Raw genomic sequence first — 18,753 nt, forward strand, 5'->3', positions numbered from 1 at the left:
TTGCAGAATGGTCACCAGTATCCACGATAGAAGACCAGCAGCACCGCCTTGGGCGGCGTTGACGTGCTCAGAGCAACTGGAGTAGCTTGCCCCACTGTTCTGCTTGCGGATGCCGAATTTGCAGAAGCCGAAGTTGCGGCGTCGGCCTTGCCCAGCAACTGATCGAGCGACACTTTGTTGCCGCTGGTATCGGCCAGCGTGAAGTCGGGAACTTTCTGTCCCACTTGCGGCGCTGCCGCCGATGATGGCAGAGCGCGCGACGTGACAGACGCAATCGCAACCAGGCCGCAGATCAGCAGTGACAACACGCCGAGGATCGGACTGGAAACCTTGCCGCCATAAATCTGCGGTTGGCGGAAAGCGCGCATCATTCCCACGGCGGCGCAAATAAGTGCGGCAATCGCCAGGGCCACACTCAGCCACGGCAGGGCACGCTGCCCGGGAAGTCCCATGAAGTATCCGGCATTGGAAAGCAGGGCAGCCAGGGCAAGCAGCAATGCGATCCATGGCACCCAGTTGCGTTAGCGCGCCGATGGTTGCGGTAGATCAGTTGTTGGCGTCATATGAGATGGCAGTCTAACAAATTTGCCGTTGGCGCACACGGATTATGCAAACACAAACACAATTATGGTGGCACTCCCCAGTGCGCATCCACGAAAAGGGCAAGTGTCAGGGCATGACTTTAGTCGTGCCGTAAAGCGGAGCAATGACAGGTTTCTTGTGCCGCAGGCCGTCGCGGAGGCGGAGGCGGAGCGACAAAAGATGGGTTCGCCTGCGATACACTCTTTCTATGCTTGCCCCTTACGCGTTGCGGGCGGAAGAGAGCCGCGGACGGCGCTATCCGGAAGAAGCCCATGCTTACCGCAACGTCTTCCAGCGCGACCGCGACCGCGTGGTGCATTCGCGGGCTTTCCGCCGGCTGGAAAACAAGACGCAGGTTTTTACCGGCCGCCGTTCTGACCATTTTCGCAACCGGCTCACGCACACCATTGAGGTCGCGCAGATTTCCCGCACCATTGCCGCCGAGCTGCAACTGAATGAAGACCTTGTCGAGGCGCTGGCCCTTGTGCATGACGTGGGCCATCCCCCGTTTGGCCATGCGGGCGAGCGCGTGTTGAATGCGGCCATGCAGGAATATGGCGACCAGTTTGACCACAACCTGCACGCGCTGCGCACGGTGGAGCAGTTCGAGCATCGCTATGCGGAATTTCCCGGGCTGAACCTGACGTTTGAGGTGCGCGAGGGAATCGTGAAGCACTCTCGCGATTATGATGCTGCGGATTTTCCTGAGCTGGCGGAATATTTGCTGGACGAGCGTCCGCCGCTGGAAGCGCAGTTGATCGACTTTACCGATGAGATTGCGTACTCAACTGCCGATCTGGATGATGGCGTTGAAGCAAAGATCCTCACGCGCGAGCAGGTGCGGCAGAACGTGCCGCTATTTGCGCGGCTGCATGCGGAAGTTGAGCAGCGCTATCCCGCCGCCGCAGAGAAGCTGCTATTTAATGAGACGCTCAAGCGCGTGCTGGACCGCCTTGTGAGCGACTTGATCATCAATAGTCGGAAGCTGATTGGCGAAGCAGGCGTTAAATCAGTTGAGGCAGTACGGAAGTATCCGGAGCGGCTGATTGCTTTCAGCCCGCAAGTGGACGAAGAGCGCAAGCAGATCAAAGACTTTCTTTACGCGAACGTTTATTACAGTCCGGCGCAGCAGCGTGACAAGCAGCAGGCGGAGAAGGTGATAGCAGAAATGTTTGCCTTCTTTATGAAATTTCCGCGCGAGCTGCCCGCCAGCTACCAGGAGAAAACACGCACCGAGCCGCTGCACAGAATCGTCTGCGATTACGTTGCGGGAATGACGGACAGTTATATCTTTGAGCAGCATCGGCGGTTTTGCGCGCCAAAGAAGCGGATTGGAGTATAGAGAACGCAAGTTCTCAGTCGCGCGCTTATTAAAGGAGTGCACGGAGGGGTGAAAATGAAATTGGTATTCACCGTATCAGTGATCGCTCTGATGTTTCTGCAGAGCGCAGCCGCCCAAAGCTGCGCCGGCAAGCCGCTGACTGAGGTTGGAGGAGCCAGGAACGCATGGGCCATGGATGGAGGCGGTATCGCCGCCTTTGCCAAGATGAACGTCAACCTGGATGGTTACGGCCACGCCTACAGTCCCACAAACTTCGCAGGAGGCGCGCTGCTTCACCTGTGCAACGCCGGAAAGGTTTACCTGCCTGATGGCAAAAGCTATCAGGGTTCAGAGAGCAATGCGACCTGCACAGGGCGCTTTATGCAGGACTTCAAACGCATAGGCGACTCAGGCTGGCAAGATCCGGCGGTCGGCGCAATCAATTGGTATGGCATTCTTGGTGAAGGTACGGCCACAATCCACGGCAAGAAAGTCACGTCCGTCAAACCGGTGCTGCAGAAAGACGGCTCGGGCTTTTACGTCTCGCCCACATCGCTGGTAGACAGCAATGTTACCGACCTCAAAGACCAGAGCCGATACGTCAATCCGCTGCGCGTTCCTTCAGCCGTTGTTCCCCAAGGGCTGGTTTCGCGAGGAGTCGCTTTTGGTTCTTTCGGTGTAGCAATAGATAGGCGTAAGAACATCGCCGTTCCTTTCGTGGTTGGTGACGGAGGCCCGCGCATTGGCGAGGGCAGCGCCGCATTGGCCCGTCTGGTCGCAGGTAAGCCGGTTACCGATCAACTCACGCGCAAGACCAGCAGCGTTGGGCAGGTTGATACCCCGGATGTCCTTTGGGTGTTTTTTGGCGGCCAGCCGGCCAAGTATGACCATACCAATGAGAGCAAGCTTGCCGCCGACGCAAAACAAGCCTTTGAGAAGTGGGGCGGAGAAGCGCGGCTGCGCGACTGCCTGAGTGTGGTTCCAAAGCAATAAAGCCTAGCTGACCTGCTCGCGTCGATCCTGCAACTTTCTTTCTTCAGCATTGCAACAGCAGCTCTGGTTGGCTGATCTAATATGTAGCGCCACTTCGCCTCCTAAATTCCCCAGGGAGGCTTTCCCCATGTCTAATCCAATTTTTACCCCGCATGTTCGCGGAGGCCTGGCGGTCGTGCTTCTCACCATCACCGGGCTGCTTGGCTATACAGTCCACCAGCACTACCAGGTCAAGCAGATTTCCGCCCAGAACGATCAGGTGATCGCGAGCCTGAACGATACGCGCGCACAGATGGCCGCCCTTGCCGCGAAGATTGACTCGCTCAATACTCCTCCAGCCGCGCAACCCGCGCCGGTGAAAGCGCCGTCGACGACGAGGCCTCATACCAGGCCCGCTGCCCGGTACAACGCAAACGACGTTCGCATTAGACATCTGCAGACGCAAGTTGACGCCCAGGGCAGGGCGATTGATTCCACGCGCCAAGAGTTGGTTTCTACGCGGACTGACCTGGAGGGCGGCATCGCACGGACGCATGAAGAGCTTGTGACGCTGCAGAAAAAAGGCGAGCGCAACTACTTTGAGTTTGATCTGGATAAGACCAAGCAGTTCCAGCGCACCGGCCCCATCGCTCTCAGCCTGCGCAAGGCCAACACCAAACATATGTATGCCGACCTGGAAATCAGGGTGGAAGACGCAGAGGTCTCACAGAAGCATGTGAACCTGTTCCAGCCCGTTCTGTTCTACACGGAGCAGGGCCGCCCGGTTGAGCTGGTGATCAATAGTATCCGCCATGACCATATCCATGGCTATATCAGCGCGCCAAAATACAGCGCGGCGGAGCTGGCCGTGAGCAGTCCGGATGGAGCAAAGCGGCAGAAGCTGGAGCTGCCAAGATAGAAGCCTAAAATCAAAACCTCACCACTGATAACACTGATAAGACGGATTTACACGGATCAAAAGGTTCAACAGAGCCATTTTAGACCGTAAATCCGCGTTCATCCGCGGTGAGATTGCTACCAAAATCGCTGGAACCGGATGCCCTGCCTTTGCGTATCACAAGCCAGGTTGTGGTGTGTACAAGGAGGGCAGGACGATGAAAACCGCGATCGCGGCGGCACTGTTTCTGGCAGTTCTCTGGGTGACGCCGCTTGGAGCGCAGAGCACAGGCAGTCCGGTGGAAAAGGATTTTGTTTCCGGCGGGAAAATCGAGATGACGCTGGAGTCCGGCGATTACAAGATTCGCGCGAGCTCTGACAATCGCATACATGTGCACTGGAATGAAGCTAGCGCCAAGGGCGTGCGTGTGAAGCTGACGACCAATGGCAAATCGGCAGACGTGCGCGTGGAGAATACGCCGCATGATAATTTTCACGCGATCATTGAAGTGCCGGCGCTTGCTGATGTGCGCGTCCGCCTGACCGCGGGAAACCTTGAAATAGGGGGAATCACGGGCGATAAAGATGTTGAGGCCAACGCGGGGAACCTGAATATCTCCGTAGGCAATTCCAGTGATTGGGGCGATGTGGACGCCTCCGTGACCGCCGGCGATGTACACGCACCCGCATTCAAGGCCGCCGCAGGAGGATTGTTCCGCTCAATCAAATGGAAAGGCCCGGGCAAGTACAGATTGCACGCCCATGTAACGGCGGGAGACGTGAACCTGAAAAATTAAATTGGCCGGGAATCTCTTCCGCCGGGGAGATGCCAAGAGAAAACCGGAAGCCAGTCTCTATTGTTTGAAGAGTTGGCACTCAAATGCACTTGTGGCTTCCGCCCAGAAGCGGCGGAGCAGGTCCCTCACACGCCTGCGGCTTGCCAAGGTTTGCATCGGCGGTTCGGGTGGCAGCCGGGAGAATGTTACGGCGTTGGTAATGCGAACATTTTCTGTTTTGTAAAATTGTTAGCCCGCCGGGCCAGCGATCAGCCAGCGGGACTACAATACGAACGCACATCCAGCTGCAAGTTCTTTGCCGCATTCCATTCTTCAAAGGCTGTGGCTGGACATTCCCGCAACTCACTCATTGGAGGATTCAAACCATGCCAGTCTCCGGTTACGACCCGAACCTTTCCAATCTGCTGGTGGAAGCGTGCGAACTCACGTACGTCCAGTACGGCCTTCCACCGGAAAAGCACGGGGAGATCAAACCTCCAGCCGGATACAAGCAGATCGCCTCCTTCATGGCGCCGGAGATCGACCTGTCAAAGCTCAAGCTGTTGAGTTTGTCCGCTCAAGCCGGGCCTCTGGCCCCGCTGCTCTTGCAGAACGTACAGAACAGCGCGGAAGTCCGCGCAAGCGTTCACGCGCTCTTTCCCAGCCTGCAAGACGTTTATTTCGGGTTTGCGCTTACATCATCTACATGCAACGTCATCGCGCTGCGCGGGACGCAGTCGGATTTCGAGTGGGCCCTGGATGCCACGATCCCTCAGTTCCCGGTGCCGCTGGTCTGGTACAGCGATGGGAAGTTTCAGTTCGCCAAGGTCCACCTGGGTTTCCTCATCTTCTTTGTCATGCTAGCGGACCAGATTCTGGCGGCGGCCAAACAGTTCAACCCTGCCCTGCCATGCCTTGTAACCGGCCACAGTCTGGGGGGCGCGCTGGCAGTGCTGGCTTCACCGATGCTGCGTATTCTTTCGTTGTTGCCAACGGTACAGATGTACAACTACGCCGGGCCTCGCGTAGGCGATCCGGCATTTGTGGACGCTTACAACTTCTGGGTGCCGCAAAGCTATCGCGTGGTAAATCTGGCCGACCTGATTCCAATGCTGCCACCGAGCCAGATTATCCACTTGCAGTATGGCCATGTGGGCCAGGAGTGGTCATTCCTGAACCAGTCAGGCAACGTAGCCGGCAACCATGCCCTGATCGGGCCTGATAACTACACGAAGGCGGTCAATCTGGGTGTGCCCACAGACGCGCCGCGCGTTTATCCGGTAACCGGATTGGGCAATGCTCAGGCAGGCGCAAAGGCCTGAGGAGCCAGGGCGGAAACACGTCTTTTTAATTTGTGCTGGGACAAAAGTAGCGTGCGGCAACGCGAGCAAAACTTTCACCTGTTGAGGACATGGGGAATGCCTGTCGGTCATTGCAAGATCCTGGAGTAAGATCGTTCTTCTCCCGAGGCAATGTTTTGCGATTGGAGGGGAATATGCGCCGCGCCGGCCGTCTACTTTTCCTGCTGGTTACTGTTTGCGGTTTTCTCCTGCGCTCCGGCGGATATGCTCAAAGCGCCGGCGTGGATGACAATCGCAAGCTGGCATTTGAGCTTTTTAAACAGGATAAACATCTTGAGGCCTTGCCGCTGTTTGAAGAACTGGCGCTCAAGAGCCCAGACGATCGCGACGTTTTGGTGGGGTTGGGCGCGTGCCTGGTATCAGAAGCAGCAACGCTCGACGATCAGGATGCCGCCAGCAAAGAACGCATGCGGGCGCGACAGGTGCTTCTGAAAGCTAAAAAGCTGGGTAGTACAGCGCCGCTTCTTGAGAACCTGCTGCAAATGCTTCCGGAAGATGGCGTGGTGAAGTACGCAAACACGCCTGCCGATCAGGCCATGCGCGCCGCTGAGGCCGCGTTTGCGCGGCACGATTTTGAAGAAGCAATCAAGAACTACAGCAAGGTACTGGAATCCGATCCTAAAAACTACAGCGCTGTGCTGTTCATTGGCGATACATATTTTGCGGAAAAGAACTGGGCTAAGGCCGGCGAGTGGTACCAAAAAGCCATTGATCTGGATCCCAACAAAGAAACAGCGCATCGGTATTACGCAGATATGCTGCTGAAAAACGGAGAGATTGAAAAGTCGCGGATGCAGTTCATCCAGGGCGTAGTGGCCGAGCCCTACAATCCCATCACATGGCGAGCGCTGCAAGCATGGGCAACCAGCAACAAGCTGCAACTCAAGCGGGTGCACGTGGACACACCGAATAACGTGAGCCAGACAGATGAGAAGAACATCACGATCACCGTGGACCCTAAAGCATCGGACGAGACTTCCACTTTGTGGCTCAGTTACGGACTAGCCAAGGTGAAATGGCGCGGCGACGAATTCAAAAAGCAATTTCCCGCGGAAAAGCAATATCGCCACAGCCTGGCCGAAGAGGCGGAAGCGCTTACGATGGCGGCCACGGTGTGGACTGAGGTGAACGAATCCGAGAAGAAAAAGAAGAAAGCATCTTCACCCCCGAAGGACCCAAACCTGATTCTGTTGCTCAAGCTATACCAGGCAAAGATGATTGAGCCCTATGTGCTGCTGAACGCGGCAGATGATGGCATCGCGCAGGATTATCCCGGCTATCGCCAGAAAAACCGCGAAAAGCTGGAGCAGTATCTGAGCGAGTTTGTGGTGCCGCTGCTGAAAAAACCTTAATCGAAGCCGTGAAGCCAAACTGGCTGCGCTCACATATGCGAAATGATTTTGTTCGCAATCTCTGTGCCGCGTGAGCGAGCTTCCGGCAGATACATGGTGTCCAGTTTGAAAACGCTGTCGCCTTTCAGCACGTAAAACGCGTGGCCAAAAGAGCCGATCATGGCGTGGTCGCCCACGCCGTTGACTTCATCGAATCCTGGGACAACGGAGAGCGTAGTACGCAGCGGCCCCCAATTCTCACTGCCGAATTTGTTGTTCACGCTGAAGGAGAAGACGCGGCCGCTGGGGTCGGGCGCGCTCAGGCCAAAGCCTTTTACAATACCTTCCATTTCTTTCGTGTGTTTCAGCAGCTCAAGAGGATTGTCGCCTTTGGAATTTTTGACGTCGGGTTCCTGCGAAGCCTTTTCAGAATCCCGCTTCGCCTGGGCAACGGCAAGCTTTTGCAGCTCAGCGAAGGCCGCCGGGTTGGTGTAATAAGCGCATCCGGGATCGCCGTTGTCCATGATTTCGGCGCTGCGCTCCACGGTCACGCCAATCATCTGCTGCAAGTCTGCCGTTGAAAGCAGCTTGCACATGTTGCCCTGCGAAACTTCAGAGCCAAACGATCCGCCACCAATAGCACCGCCGGTAATAGAAGATACCTTGTGCTTGACCCAGTGGACGCCATAGAGCACCGCGCCAAACGCTCCGAGGACCATCACCAGAACGATTCCGCCGACGATCAGCAAGGCTTTGCCGCCGCCGGAAGATTTTGGCGGCTGCGCGGCGGGCTGAGATGGTGCTTGTGCGGCGGATTGCTGTGCGATGGGTTGCTGTGAGATCGGCGGCTGGAAAGATGGCTGCTGTGGTGCTGGTTGCGCTGCTGTCGGCTGGGCGCTGGCGACGGGCTGAGGAGTCGGCGTGACGACGGGCTGAGGAGTCGGAGCAGCGACGGGCGCTGGCGCGATGGCGGATTGAGCGCGATGACCGCAACGTCCGCAGAACGGGCCGGAAAGCGGCGCGCCGCAATTGGTGCAAAATTCGGCCATGGTGATCTCCTGATTGCTTAAAGGCGCTTCATTTTACCCCAGACCTAATGCGGAAGCATCCATCGGATTCGGTCCCCGCTGTAGCTGCTGCCATTAAGGAGACAAAGGTAGTTGGCTCGTCAGGAAAAATGGATCAGAGATAGGTTGGTGGGTAGAACCTATTATTAAAAAATAACTTTCATTAACTATTCTGCTGGGTAAAAAATCAAAAAATATAGTAGTATCTACCCGCAAACAGGCCCCCCTCTAGAAAGCTTTATTCCGGATCGTTGTTATCTCATTATTTAATGGAGTCGCTATGCTCAGGTATTGGATGCTGCGCAGTCTTCTATTTCTTTTCATCATCTTCACTGCCTTGGAAAACGGTATGGCCCAATCACCGGCCTGCACTGCGGGCACCATGGCAAATGTGGAAGGAACGAGCTGTTCGATCGGCAACATAACTTTCAATTTTCAAAATGATTTTGATTTCAACGTTACGGTCATTCAGAACAACGTGATTGACTTCCATGTCCTCAGCCCGGCAACGGTGGGCTTCATTCCAATTCAAAATGGGAACCAGTTTGGGTTCCAGTTGGTGATGAACGTGATTGAGGGCCCGGGCGATCCTTTCTTTCTGAGCACGCACAACTTCAACTTTTCTTATCTGCCGCAGGCTAATCCAGGGGCGGCGATCCGTGGAGAAAGCCTCGCACTGGACGCGGCCATCCAGAACCCTGGGTCGCAACTGGCGCGCGTGCTCGCCGCCGATAATCAATGCTATTCAAATGGAATCTTTGAGCCGCTATTTCCGCAACTGTTCAGCCAGCCGGGGACTGCGATCAATGATCCTGCGCAGAGCATTCTTCTGGAAGTGCCTTCACTGCAAGCCGTGGCATGTTTTCCGGGTGTGACCACAACTACTGTCCAGAGCATAGCTACCGGGCCGGCCACGGCGAGGCTTACTTCAGCAACCTTCCTTTACACGGTGGATCCGCAAGCTGCGCCTCCGGCGTTGGCCCATCTGCGGTATTCCAACATCGACCTACCCGGCGCTGCTGAGACGGATGTTTCTAGCATCAACAACGCAGGCAGGCTCGTGGGAAGCGTGCTGGATGCAAACGGGGTCTTCCATGGCTTTGTCACCGGCGGCAACGACGGCGTTAGCACGTTCGATTTTCCCGGCGCTGCCGCGACATTTCCACAGGGCCTGAACGAGCATGGGGACATTGTAGGAACTTATATAGATGATGCTGGCAAGATCCACGCGTTCCTGCTGCAGGACGGGACCTTCAGCAATATCGATTTTCCGGGAGCTGTATTCAACTCCGCAATCGGGATCAATAACCAGGGAGAAGTGGCTGGGCTGTTCCTGAAGGACCACCAAGTCTTCGGCTACATTCTTGCCAACGGCACATTTACCCTGCTGGACCATAGCCCGGACACACCCGGCAGGCCAAAGCTGACGCAGGCAATTGGCATTAGCAATCGTGGAGAGGTGGTGGGATCGTTCTTTGATCCGGACACGATGAGGGGATTCAAGTTCTTCCAGGGCGTCTTCACTGATTTTGATGTTCCCGGCCAGGGAGATACCTTCCCGGAGGGAATGAGCAATATTGGAGACAACGTAGGAACATATACAGATAGTGACTTTGTTATTCACGGCTACGTGGAGAACAGCGGAAGCTTTGCGACAGTGGAGTTCCCCGGGAGTGGCAGTACGATACCGCTGGGGATCAATGCGCCGGGGCGGATCGTGGGCATATACACGGATGCTGATGGCGCCGTCCATAGCTTCCTGGCCGAACCACAGCCGGATGACGGACAGAAGATCGCTCCCAGCAAGCTTGCGCAACCAAACCAGGGCGTACAACTACCGACTTGTGGCGGTCCTGAATGGCAGAAACATCCCGAGAGAATCCGCAGGCCGTGCAAACCAAGCCGGTAAACGCGGAATGACTGGCGCGCTGTCCTTGCGGGCGGCGCGCCGGAGTACGCGACAGAGATTTCCACGGCGTCGGAAAGATTGCTGATGCCCCTGGGCAAAATTTACCCGATCGCCATCTTATGGTGTATGGCCCGGTCTAAGGTGTTTACTGTAAACTACTGAAAACAAATGATCTGGAAACTCCGTTTCCTTTCAGGAGTTTGGCAATTGCAATGCAATAGTCAAAAGCGTGACGTTATGCGCAATCGGGGGTGAGCTGGCAAACCCTGTCACAAAGCGTGGCCCCGATGCTCGAACGACCCCGGTTCGGAGGATTTTACCCCAATGAAGAATTATCTATTGTCGTTATCGCTTGTCGCCGCCATGGCAATTCCAGCGGTCGCACAGCAGAATCAACAGACCACATCAGATCAACCGCAGGCGCAGCAGAGCCAGACCCAAGCCCAGAGCAACGATCAGACCGCGACCGGCAAAGATCCGTTGACCTACACGCGCAAAGAGGGCTTTTGGGGACATTTGAATCCCTTTGCCCGCAAGAAATATGTTAACCGGCAGCTTGATCCTGTTCGCGGCCGCGTGAATGAGCTCGACGAACTCACCGCGAAGAACGCCAAGATGATCGCTGACGTTGACGCTCGCGCGACTGAAGGCATTCGCAACGCCATGAGCAAGGCCAATGAAGCCGATACGCACGCGCTCGACGCGGGCAATCGCGCCAACCAGGCCCAGCAGACGGCGCAGCAGGCGCACACGCGCATTGCCACTGTTGAAGACACTGTCAGCAAGATCGATCAATACCAGCCCATCACGCAGGCTGAAATCCGCTTCCGTCCCGGACAGGGCGCCCTCAGCAAGAACGCGAAAGACGCTCTTGACCAGATGGCCACCTCGCTGAAAAACCAGAAGGGCTACATTGTTGAAGTGCAGGGCTTCTCGCCCGGCAGCGGCACCACGGCCATTGAGAACTCCCGTGAAATGGCGCAGATGGTCGTCCGTTACCTCGTGCTGAACCATGAGATTCCGGTCTATCGCATCTACACGGTCGGCATGGGCAATGCTCCCATCCAGACGGAAGACGGCAAGATTCATCGCCAGAAGGGCGGCAAAGTTGAGATCAGCCTGTTGAAGAATGGCCTGGCTGACCTGAACGCCAGCAACAGCTCAGCCCCCACCACCGGCAGCGGCGTCACCGCAACTCCTGCTCCGCAATCTGCTCCGGCAACTCAGCCCGCTTCTCAGCCCAGCACCACTGACCAGCCGGCCCAGAAGCCGCCGCAACAGTAAGTTTTGTAACTTTCTCTAACCAAACGCACCCCTCTTGCCCATGTGGCAGGAGGGGTTTTTTATTGCGACTGCCGATTTTTTGGTTACCGATTCCGTCGCGCGCTTTCTCTCATTTTCGTGCATCTCCTCATCTTGGGTCCGACCTCTAACGATAACGTTCGACCGCGATGACGAGCGATGTCTGCGATTCGCTAGCTCAACCAATCCGGTTCTGATCCGCGTTTATCCTTGTTAATCCGCGGTAAGCTTTTGCTTTCCCGATTTCCTCTGCGCCCTTCGCGGTGAAAAGAATTTGGCTTTCCGATCACCAGATCATCCGATCACGCGCGATCACCAGATCTTCATTGCTGCTCGACGATCAGCTCCTGGCAGGTGATGCAATAACGGCTCCACGGCACCGCCGTCAATCGATTCACGCTGATGTCCTGGCCGCAATGCAGGCATTCGCCAAACGTGCCGCCATTGATCCGGCCAATGGCCGCTTCCACCAATTGCAGCAGCCCGCGCTCCTGCGCCTTTTGGCGGAACGTCATTTCCTTTGAGAGCGACGCGGTCGCCCTGTCGCCTTCATCGCGACCAAAATCCTGCGCCTCATTGTGCTCTTCCTGTGTGCGACTCAGGCTGCGGCGTAGCTCCTCGCGCCTCTTGTTGAGGAGCTCCTCAAATTTTGCAATCTTGGCTTTTTCCATGCGCAATCACTCAACAATCAAAAAAATATCCGGGCGCGACGCTGTGCCCAGTGCGGATTTCATCTTTAATATCTTAATTGAGATTTGCCTTGTCCGCCGCTCCAGCCCACTGGCTGCCATCCCGAACTCCGAGGCCGAGCCTACGGTAAGACCAGCAAGACGTCCATCAGCCCCACCGCGGCCCGGACTAACTGTTTGTGCCATAGTGTATGCTTTCCGAGCTGGATGAAACCCCACGGAGCAGTTCTTATGATGCCCAGACTTATCCTGTTTTCGTTCATGCTTGCTTCTTTTCTGTCCGCGGGTGCGACGCAAGACGATCCTAAAGCAGCCGCGCACACAGCGATGATCGCCGGAGTCCAGGCATTCGAGTATGCAGACTATGAAGGGGCGATAGTGCATTTTGAACAGGCAGCCGCTCTCGATCCTGATTTCGTCACTGCGCACCTGTATCTGGCCACAGCGTGCGCGCAAACGTTTGTGCCGGGAATTGATACGCCGGCGAACGTTGGCCGGGCTACAAAAGCATTGAATCAATATCGGGAAGTCCTAAGGCGTAACCCTTCCGATATTTATTCTTTCAAGAGCATCGCATCTCTGGAACTCCAGTTGAAAAATTTAAAACAGGCGAAAGAAACCTATCAAAAAGCCATCGCAGTCGACCCCCGCGATCCGGAATTGTTTTACTCCGTCGGGGTGGTGGACTGGTACATGGCGTATGACGCCGTTGCGGTGGAGAAGGAAAAGCTGCCGGAGGAATCACGTCGCGCCGTTGCCTTGGGGAAGCCAACGGTGCCGGAGAAATTAGAGGGCTCCTTTTTTTTGTCGGCGAGATGTGCCGACGCGAGAACAGCGGCGCTGGCCAATTTGGATGACGGCCTGGCCATGTTCACCAAGGCAGTGTCTCTGCGGCAAGACTATGAAGCCGCCATGGGCTACCTGACCCAGCTCTACCGCCTGCGGGCCGACCTGGGCTGCGGCAATAAAGATGCGCATGCGGCAGACATGAAACAGGCCGATGAGTGGATCGATATGGCCACGGCAGCGAGAAGAAGGAAAGTTGAGGCTGTAATCAAGAGCGGTCAGGGTTTAATCGACGTGCCGCTACCACGATAACCTCGCCACGCAAACCACGCAACCGTCCCTAACATTCCTGCCCACGCCACCAGCCGCGTGAAATTCCCGATCTGGATCGCGTACGGCAGAACTCCCAGGCTGGAAAAGATCCGCACCCAATCATGCTCCACTCCGTCGCCGGCCCCGCCGACGGTCACTAACGGCAGCTCCAGCCGCAACGCGTCCGCCATATAAGTGGCGACGCCCGTAAGACTGTGAAAGAACGCAAACGCGCAGAACGTCGTCCCCGGTAGTTCGCGGCGCACGGCAAAACTTACCGCCAGCAGCGCCGGAACCAGTAGCTGAAGCAGCGTTCCTCCCCACAGTCCAAGCGTTTCTCCCAGCCAGCCAAAAAGCAGATGCCCGCCTTCATGGATCGGCAGATGCACGTTATCGATCAGCGTCAACTGGCCCCAGTTCAGCCCAAGATAGAAAAGCAGCAATCCGTAGAACGCCATCCAGCAGACAAGCTGTATGCGGGAAACCGGTTGCCATTCGATCTCAGGAAGTGTCATTTTGAACCAAAGGAATATCACATTGCGGCCGACGTTCGTAAAGCATTTAGCCCGGTCGATATTACTTTAGGAAACCCACGGATCAACAAATCCCGCCATGAATTGTTGCAAAACACGAATGGGCCAGGCCCCAACAGGAAATAGATCCATTCGCGTTTGTTCGCGTGAATTCGCGGCTAAACTGGTTTTGGTTCCTACTTTTGCGCAGGCGCTTCCTTTGTCCCCGCATTCAAATCCACATCGCGGATACTCGCCGGATCAGCCGGAACCACCACTGTCCGCGTGATCTCTTTGCCATCGCTTTCAATCGCAACCGTATAAGTTCCCGCCGCCAGATTGCGGAAGATATATGCCCCGGTCGCTCCGGTCTTTGTTTCCAGTGAAACTTCTTTCAGCCGAACCACTGCGCCGGCCAGTGGAACCGTTTGCAGCGTCGTCTTGTCATAGATCAGCACGCGCCCTGCAATCGACCGCAGCGCCTTCACCGTAAATTGCGTGCTCGCGGGCTTGCCGGATTCCACGGCGACGCTCTGCGCCGCCAGGTCCTGCAGCGCATATCCCGGAGGATAAGAATCCGCCAGTGTTGCCACCGAATAATTTCCGGGAACCAGTCCGGTGAATGCGAATTTGCCGTTTACGCCGGTCTGCACGCGCCGCGTGAATTTCTCGCCTTTTAGCTCCACCGTGATTCCGTTAATGCCCGTTCCGGCATCGTTAAGCAGAAAGCCGAAGATCTGTCCTTTGGCAAAGTTAATTCCGAAGTCCGCCGTGGCGTTCATGTCCACGGTGGCCGGTGAATCCGTGGTGTAAAAGAACGGCTCGTCGCTTTGCAGCTTCGCCTCCACCCGATGCACGCCGAACGGCACATGATGAAACGCGTAATAGCCGCTGGGATCGGTGCGCGTAACGCGGTCTTCATCCAGACGCACCTCCACGCCGCCGATTGCGGGCATCTGCGCGTTATAGATTCCGGCTGAATCATCATCGCGGAAGATATGTCCCTGGATCATTCCGTGGCGTCCCGGCAGCAGAAGCGTGGGCACCGTGAAAAATCTGTGCTGGAGAGATATGCTGAACAGCGGATGCGTCGACGTCACGCCGTTGTTCGTGGTTTGCACCATGGCGGCGGAACCCACAATGTCATTCGTCGACTTCAGCCGCTGCGAGTAACTGAGCGTCGCGGTCTTCAGGATGAAGTGTCCCTGCAACAGCTCCGTATCGCTGTCGAAATAACTCAAGTCAATCTTGCGGCGGTTCTGGCTGTGTGACATCCAGCTCACCGCCGCGTTCAGGTCATTGCGTGACGGCGCCAAATTTACGACAAAAGCATTGGTGAACCCCAGCAATTGCAGGATCGCGGTATTCTGCAGCAGGCTGGCAAGCTGCTCTGGCGTGGACGCAACAATTCCCGCGCGGTCCAGAGCGTCCTGCAGCCCCGGCACTTCTGAAAAGATGGCGGCCAGCGTGGGCACCTGAACGTCATGCCGGTAAAAGCCGCTCATCTGGAATTGCCCGGCAGAAGCGCGCGCATTCACCGCATAATCATTGCCTCCACCTCCACCCTCGATATTTACCGTTCGCTGGTACTCAAAGCCCGTTCCAAAATGCCGCGTTGAATAATCCACGCCCGCGGGGAGGTTCACCGTGGTTACGGCTGGCCCAATGGGAATCTTGGATTGAAACGTTGCGTATCCGCCGCCCCCATTGACGGAGAAATGCTGGTTCAGCTTGTAGTTCAGCAAGCCGCTGCTGGTGAACGTATTCTGGCTGAGCGTGAGCAGGTTGTAATTCGATTGGTTCAGGTCAAGGCTGGCGTAGAGTCGTTCCGTCAGCTTGCGGCTGGCATTTAAATCGGCAAACGTTCCGTGCTGATTGTTCACCGCCAGTGAAGCGAAATTGCGCGACTGTATGTGAAAGTTTCCCAGCAGATGGTTGCGCTTATCGTCATAGGTGGCCCGCGTAGCAAATCCGATCCCGTGGCTCATGCCCAGTTCAGCCAGAAAATTTCCCTTGTCGCTGAGCTTGCGCCGGTAAACCACGGAGCCAACCGCGCCATTGCTGGCAAAGTCGCGCTGACTTTCAGGATTTTGAAAATAGTAAGCGTTGGCCTCCAGCGAATTGACGTCATCAATATGAAACACCCTGGTCACGCCCGCTGTGTATTCGCGATCGGTCGAGAGAAAAAGCCCTTGAAACGTGGCGATGGAGGTAAAGCCGCCGTGAAATTCCCACGGCCCTTGGCGCATGTGAAAGCCGCGCACCAGAAAGCCATCGAGCGTGAGCGGAGAATTCAGCACGTTCTTGTCAATAAAAGTTATGTCCCTGTCAGGCCGGCTGATCTGGTAAGCCAAAAAAGGGAAGCCAATGGCCGAGGTCGATCCCGAAGACGAAAACAGGTTGGCGTTGATGACCTGCATTCGCGTGAAAGATTTTCCCTGCGTCCGCTTCATCTCAATCGAGTTTGTAATCTGGCTGGGATCTGAGTTGTAGCGAAACTCATACGTGCCGCTCTCGCCGGTGCCCTGGCGCTCCGGCGGTTCAAATCCCGGAGGCAGTATGGGAAGCGGAACAGGCACGGTCACCGCCAATGTCTGCGCTCCGGCAGAAGTCACGACAACAATGTTGGTGGAACCCGGCGCTTTGCCCACAATTTCGAGCACACCGTTTGAAGCCATGGCGTCTGCAATGCTTGGATCCAGCGAGTAAGCTGCAGTTGCGCCGGCCACGGAAAGCTGCAAGGTCTTCTGGTAGGCCACAGAAAGCGGAGTTTGTCCCTGTGCCGCCAGACAGCAGGCGATCGCCAACAGGACAAGGCTCCAGCAGCGTCTCATTTCTTAGGTATTTCGAAGGCCGCTTCCGTAGTTTGCGTCTTGCCTTCAAACTGGAACGAGCACAGCGCGCGATAATTTCCTGGAGGCAGCTCTCCCGGATACTCGGCGGAAAATTCCAGGCGCTCGCCCGGCAGCAGACGTTGCGGATCAAAAATCGCCTTGCCCACCAGCGCGCCGCTGGAGTTCAACACCGCTGCCGCGCCTTCCGGCAACACCGGCTCGGTGCCTGAATTGGTCATCCACTGCGCGATCTTCATGTTTGCCGTTTCGCTCGCCGGGATCACGCGCACCGGCTCAGGCCTTAGCTTTACGTTGTCCGTGAGATTGAAGGTGATCAGCGCGCCCAAGGACGCCGTCATGCCTACGGCTCCCGAAGAAGTCGGTAGCTTGTCCGTGCCGCGAAACATTGCCACCACGGCGCGAATATTCGTCTCTGCCGGCAATGTAACGCGCACATCCACTGACGCGGAAGAAAAAGGTTTTACCAGCACAGTTTTTTGCGTGAACACCGCGGAGGCGGCAATGCTGTTCGGCGTTTCACCCGCAGTAACAAAAACTCGCTTGCCGTCTTTCACCACAACGTCTTCCGCCACCATTTCAAAAGCAAAGTCGCGCGCGGTTTGATTGGTGAGCGTGAGCGTCTGGGAGAGCGTCTGGCTGAAACTGCCTTTGGCCATCACCACGGCGGGAGTGAGTGAGATGGAAGGCTTGTCTGTTGGCTGGACAGGCGCCGTCGGCGCAGCAGGATTTTGCGAAGAAGTGGCAGGGGCGGTCTGTGCGGTCAGCAGGGAGACCGAGAAACAGAGTAAAGCCATCGAGAGGAAAAGGCACGCAGGCGAGGGCGCCTGCGGTCCACAATTCTTTAAAACATTCGGCTCGATACGTGATATCTGTGACATAGAAGTTCGAGAAAATCTAATTCGGAATGACCTGGAAAATAATTGCATTGTTCAGTTGAGAATTCTTCTCGGTCAGAGATGTGGGCACTTCGATCTCCAGGCGATGCATCATGGTGGTCCCCATTCTTGCCTGGCCCTGCAGCAATTGGGGAACGGTTTGCAGCGTGATCCCGTCAAGCCGGAATGTGTATGCCGGATCGGGGATAGTAAGCGCGGCCAGCACGGCCGCGGTGGTTGCGGTTTGTGATCCGGCCTGGATACTGATGCCGAACCGCGTAGAAACAACAAAGCGTCCAGGCAATTTCTGCATCTGGACGTTGGCGGTCTGGGCGCCGCTGGCAAGTGAGACTGTGCCCAGATTTAAATTGCGCTGGCCGGAGGTCCCGCCGGTCAAGGCGGCGCCATCCGGCGCGCTTACAAAACTCACTGAGATTGCCCCTTCACTTGCAGACTTCATGGAAACGGCGCTGGAGGTGCGTTTAACCGTGCTCTTGTGTTGTGCCCACCCGTCGGTCATGAGGGAGGAACCGAACAGCAATAACGGCAGGACATAACGCAGCCCGATTTCGCACCTCCCGCCCAGCTCTAATCCATCTGTCTATCCCAGTCTTTCCGCACAGCAAATCCCATTAAACCCTTAATTGGCGGTTGCAACGTAATTAATGGTGTTGCTGATTAGGGTTCCGCTGGCCGTGGTGAAAGGTACAGTGATGGCCACCGGGAAATTGCTGTTCGAGCCATAAGTGCCGGTCGCGGTGATTGGGGCGGCGGCAGCATTCGTTACTCCGATTCCGCCAACCGTCCAGGTGTTAACTGCGTCAGCCGAACCCAGTTGCGCCGTCAGGCTATAGTTCGCGCTGGTGGAATTGGTTTTTGTTACCAGCACGTCAACCGCGGAGCTTACGGTGAAGTTGGTCGCTGTGGTGCTGCGGACGATGCCTGCTGAAATTGCGCCAAAGGCTGACACGTTGCCAAATGCCAGGGTCGCGGCGTTTGTTCCCGCGCCGCTGGAAAGGGCCAGGCCTGAAGCGTCAGAGTTGAAAACCAGGTTGATGCTGCCCGTTACAGTGGCAGTCACAGTGAGTGTGCCACTGGCGGTTGTTTGTGCAACGGCCGCTGAAGAAATCATCATCAGCGCCGCAAAGATGGTTAAGAGCGTTACTTTTTTCATTGTCGTTCCTCTCCTCATTTCGAATTCAAAAA

The 18,753-nt window shown here is 56.1% G+C and carries 17 protein-coding genes; 9 read left to right on the forward strand and 8 right to left on the reverse strand.

Translation table 11 applies throughout. From position 1 onward, the window contains the following. Positions 1-11: 11 nt before the first annotated feature. Positions 12-512: a hypothetical protein gene (locus LAO76_22500; GenBank protein MBZ5493699.1), complete on the reverse strand. Its 501-nt coding sequence runs from the start codon at positions 510-512 to the stop codon at positions 12-14. 278 nt (positions 513-790) lie between these two features. On the opposite strand from LAO76_22500, the gene LAO76_22505 reads away from it, so the two are divergent. The 6 genes from LAO76_22505 to LAO76_22530 all read left to right on the forward strand — a co-directional run bounded on the left by LAO76_22505 (position 791) and on the right by LAO76_22530 (position 7,261). Continuing rightward, on the forward strand, positions 791-1,924 hold the full coding sequence (locus tag LAO76_22505; GenBank protein ID MBZ5493700.1) for a deoxyguanosinetriphosphate triphosphohydrolase: 1,134 nt from the start codon (positions 791-793) through the stop codon (positions 1,922-1,924). Positions 1,925-1,978: 54 nt separating this feature from the next. Then, on the forward strand, positions 1,979-2,896 hold the full coding sequence (locus LAO76_22510) for a hypothetical protein (GenBank protein ID MBZ5493701.1): 918 nt from the start codon (positions 1,979-1,981) through the stop codon (positions 2,894-2,896). 127 nt (positions 2,897-3,023) lie between these two features. After that, a complete protein-coding gene (locus LAO76_22515; GenBank protein ID MBZ5493702.1) occupies positions 3,024-3,794 on the forward strand; it encodes a hypothetical protein in 771 nt (256 codons plus the stop codon). A 196-nt stretch (positions 3,795-3,990) separates the two neighbouring features. After that, a complete protein-coding gene (locus tag LAO76_22520) occupies positions 3,991-4,569 on the forward strand; it encodes a DUF4097 domain-containing protein (GenBank protein ID MBZ5493703.1) in 579 nt (192 codons plus the stop codon). Between the two features lie 365 nt (positions 4,570-4,934). Then, positions 4,935-5,870: a lipase family protein gene (locus tag LAO76_22525; GenBank protein MBZ5493704.1), complete on the forward strand. Its 936-nt coding sequence runs from the start codon at positions 4,935-4,937 to the stop codon at positions 5,868-5,870. 173 nt (positions 5,871-6,043) lie between these two features. Continuing rightward, positions 6,044-7,261 carry a tetratricopeptide repeat protein gene (locus tag LAO76_22530; protein MBZ5493705.1) on the forward strand — a complete coding sequence of 406 codons (1,218 nt, stop codon included), beginning with the start codon at positions 6,044-6,046 and terminating at the stop codon, positions 7,259-7,261. Between the two features lie 29 nt (positions 7,262-7,290). Here the strand turns inward: LAO76_22530 and LAO76_22535 are convergent, their stop codons facing one another. Then, positions 7,291-8,289: a zinc ribbon domain-containing protein gene (locus LAO76_22535; protein ID MBZ5493706.1), complete on the reverse strand. Its 999-nt coding sequence runs from the start codon at positions 8,287-8,289 to the stop codon at positions 7,291-7,293. A 367-nt stretch (positions 8,290-8,656) separates the two neighbouring features. On the opposite strand from LAO76_22535, the gene LAO76_22540 reads away from it, so the two are divergent. After that, a complete protein-coding gene (locus tag LAO76_22540; GenBank protein MBZ5493707.1) occupies positions 8,657-10,216 on the forward strand; it encodes a hypothetical protein in 1,560 nt (519 codons plus the stop codon). Between the two features lie 324 nt (positions 10,217-10,540). Next, positions 10,541-11,500: an OmpA family protein gene (locus LAO76_22545; GenBank protein MBZ5493708.1), complete on the forward strand. Its 960-nt coding sequence runs from the start codon at positions 10,541-10,543 to the stop codon at positions 11,498-11,500. A gap of 341 nt (positions 11,501-11,841) precedes the next feature. On the opposite strand, the gene LAO76_22550 is transcribed toward LAO76_22545, so the two are convergent. Beyond that, positions 11,842-12,189: a TraR/DksA family transcriptional regulator gene (locus tag LAO76_22550; protein ID MBZ5493709.1), complete on the reverse strand. Its 348-nt coding sequence runs from the start codon at positions 12,187-12,189 to the stop codon at positions 11,842-11,844. A gap of 249 nt (positions 12,190-12,438) precedes the next feature. Between LAO76_22550 and LAO76_22555 the strand changes: the two genes are divergently transcribed. Continuing rightward, entirely contained in the window at positions 12,439-13,305 is an 867-nt protein-coding gene (locus LAO76_22555; GenBank protein ID MBZ5493710.1) for a hypothetical protein, read from the forward strand. Here LAO76_22555 and LAO76_22560 read toward each other — a convergent pair. The 5 genes from LAO76_22560 to LAO76_22580 all read right to left on the reverse strand — a co-directional run bounded on the left by LAO76_22560 (position 13,272) and on the right by LAO76_22580 (position 18,721). Beyond that, positions 13,272-13,820, reverse strand: a complete 549-nt coding sequence (locus LAO76_22560) for a hypothetical protein (GenBank protein MBZ5493711.1) — start codon at positions 13,818-13,820, stop codon at positions 13,272-13,274. The genes LAO76_22555 and LAO76_22560 overlap by 34 nt on opposite strands. A gap of 194 nt (positions 13,821-14,014) precedes the next feature. Further along, a complete protein-coding gene (locus LAO76_22565; protein MBZ5493712.1) occupies positions 14,015-16,651 on the reverse strand; it encodes a carboxypeptidase regulatory-like domain-containing protein in 2,637 nt (878 codons plus the stop codon). Then, a complete protein-coding gene (locus LAO76_22570; protein ID MBZ5493713.1) occupies positions 16,648-17,466 on the reverse strand; it encodes a hypothetical protein in 819 nt (272 codons plus the stop codon). The genes LAO76_22565 and LAO76_22570 overlap by 4 nt, the downstream gene beginning before the upstream one ends. A 100-nt stretch (positions 17,467-17,566) precedes the next feature. Then, on the reverse strand, positions 17,567-18,067 hold the full coding sequence (locus tag LAO76_22575) for a hypothetical protein (GenBank protein ID MBZ5493714.1): 501 nt from the start codon (positions 18,065-18,067) through the stop codon (positions 17,567-17,569). A 120-nt stretch (positions 18,068-18,187) separates the two neighbouring features. Beyond that, positions 18,188-18,721 (reverse strand): hypothetical protein, encoded by a 534-nt coding sequence (locus LAO76_22580; GenBank protein ID MBZ5493715.1) that lies wholly within the window; start codon positions 18,719-18,721, stop codon positions 18,188-18,190. Positions 18,722-18,753 lie beyond the last annotated feature (32 nt).

The sequence above is a fragment of the Terriglobia bacterium genome, assembly GCA_020072645.1.
In the GTDB taxonomy this organism is placed as follows: domain Bacteria; phylum Acidobacteriota; class Terriglobia; order Terriglobales; family Acidobacteriaceae; genus Angelobacter.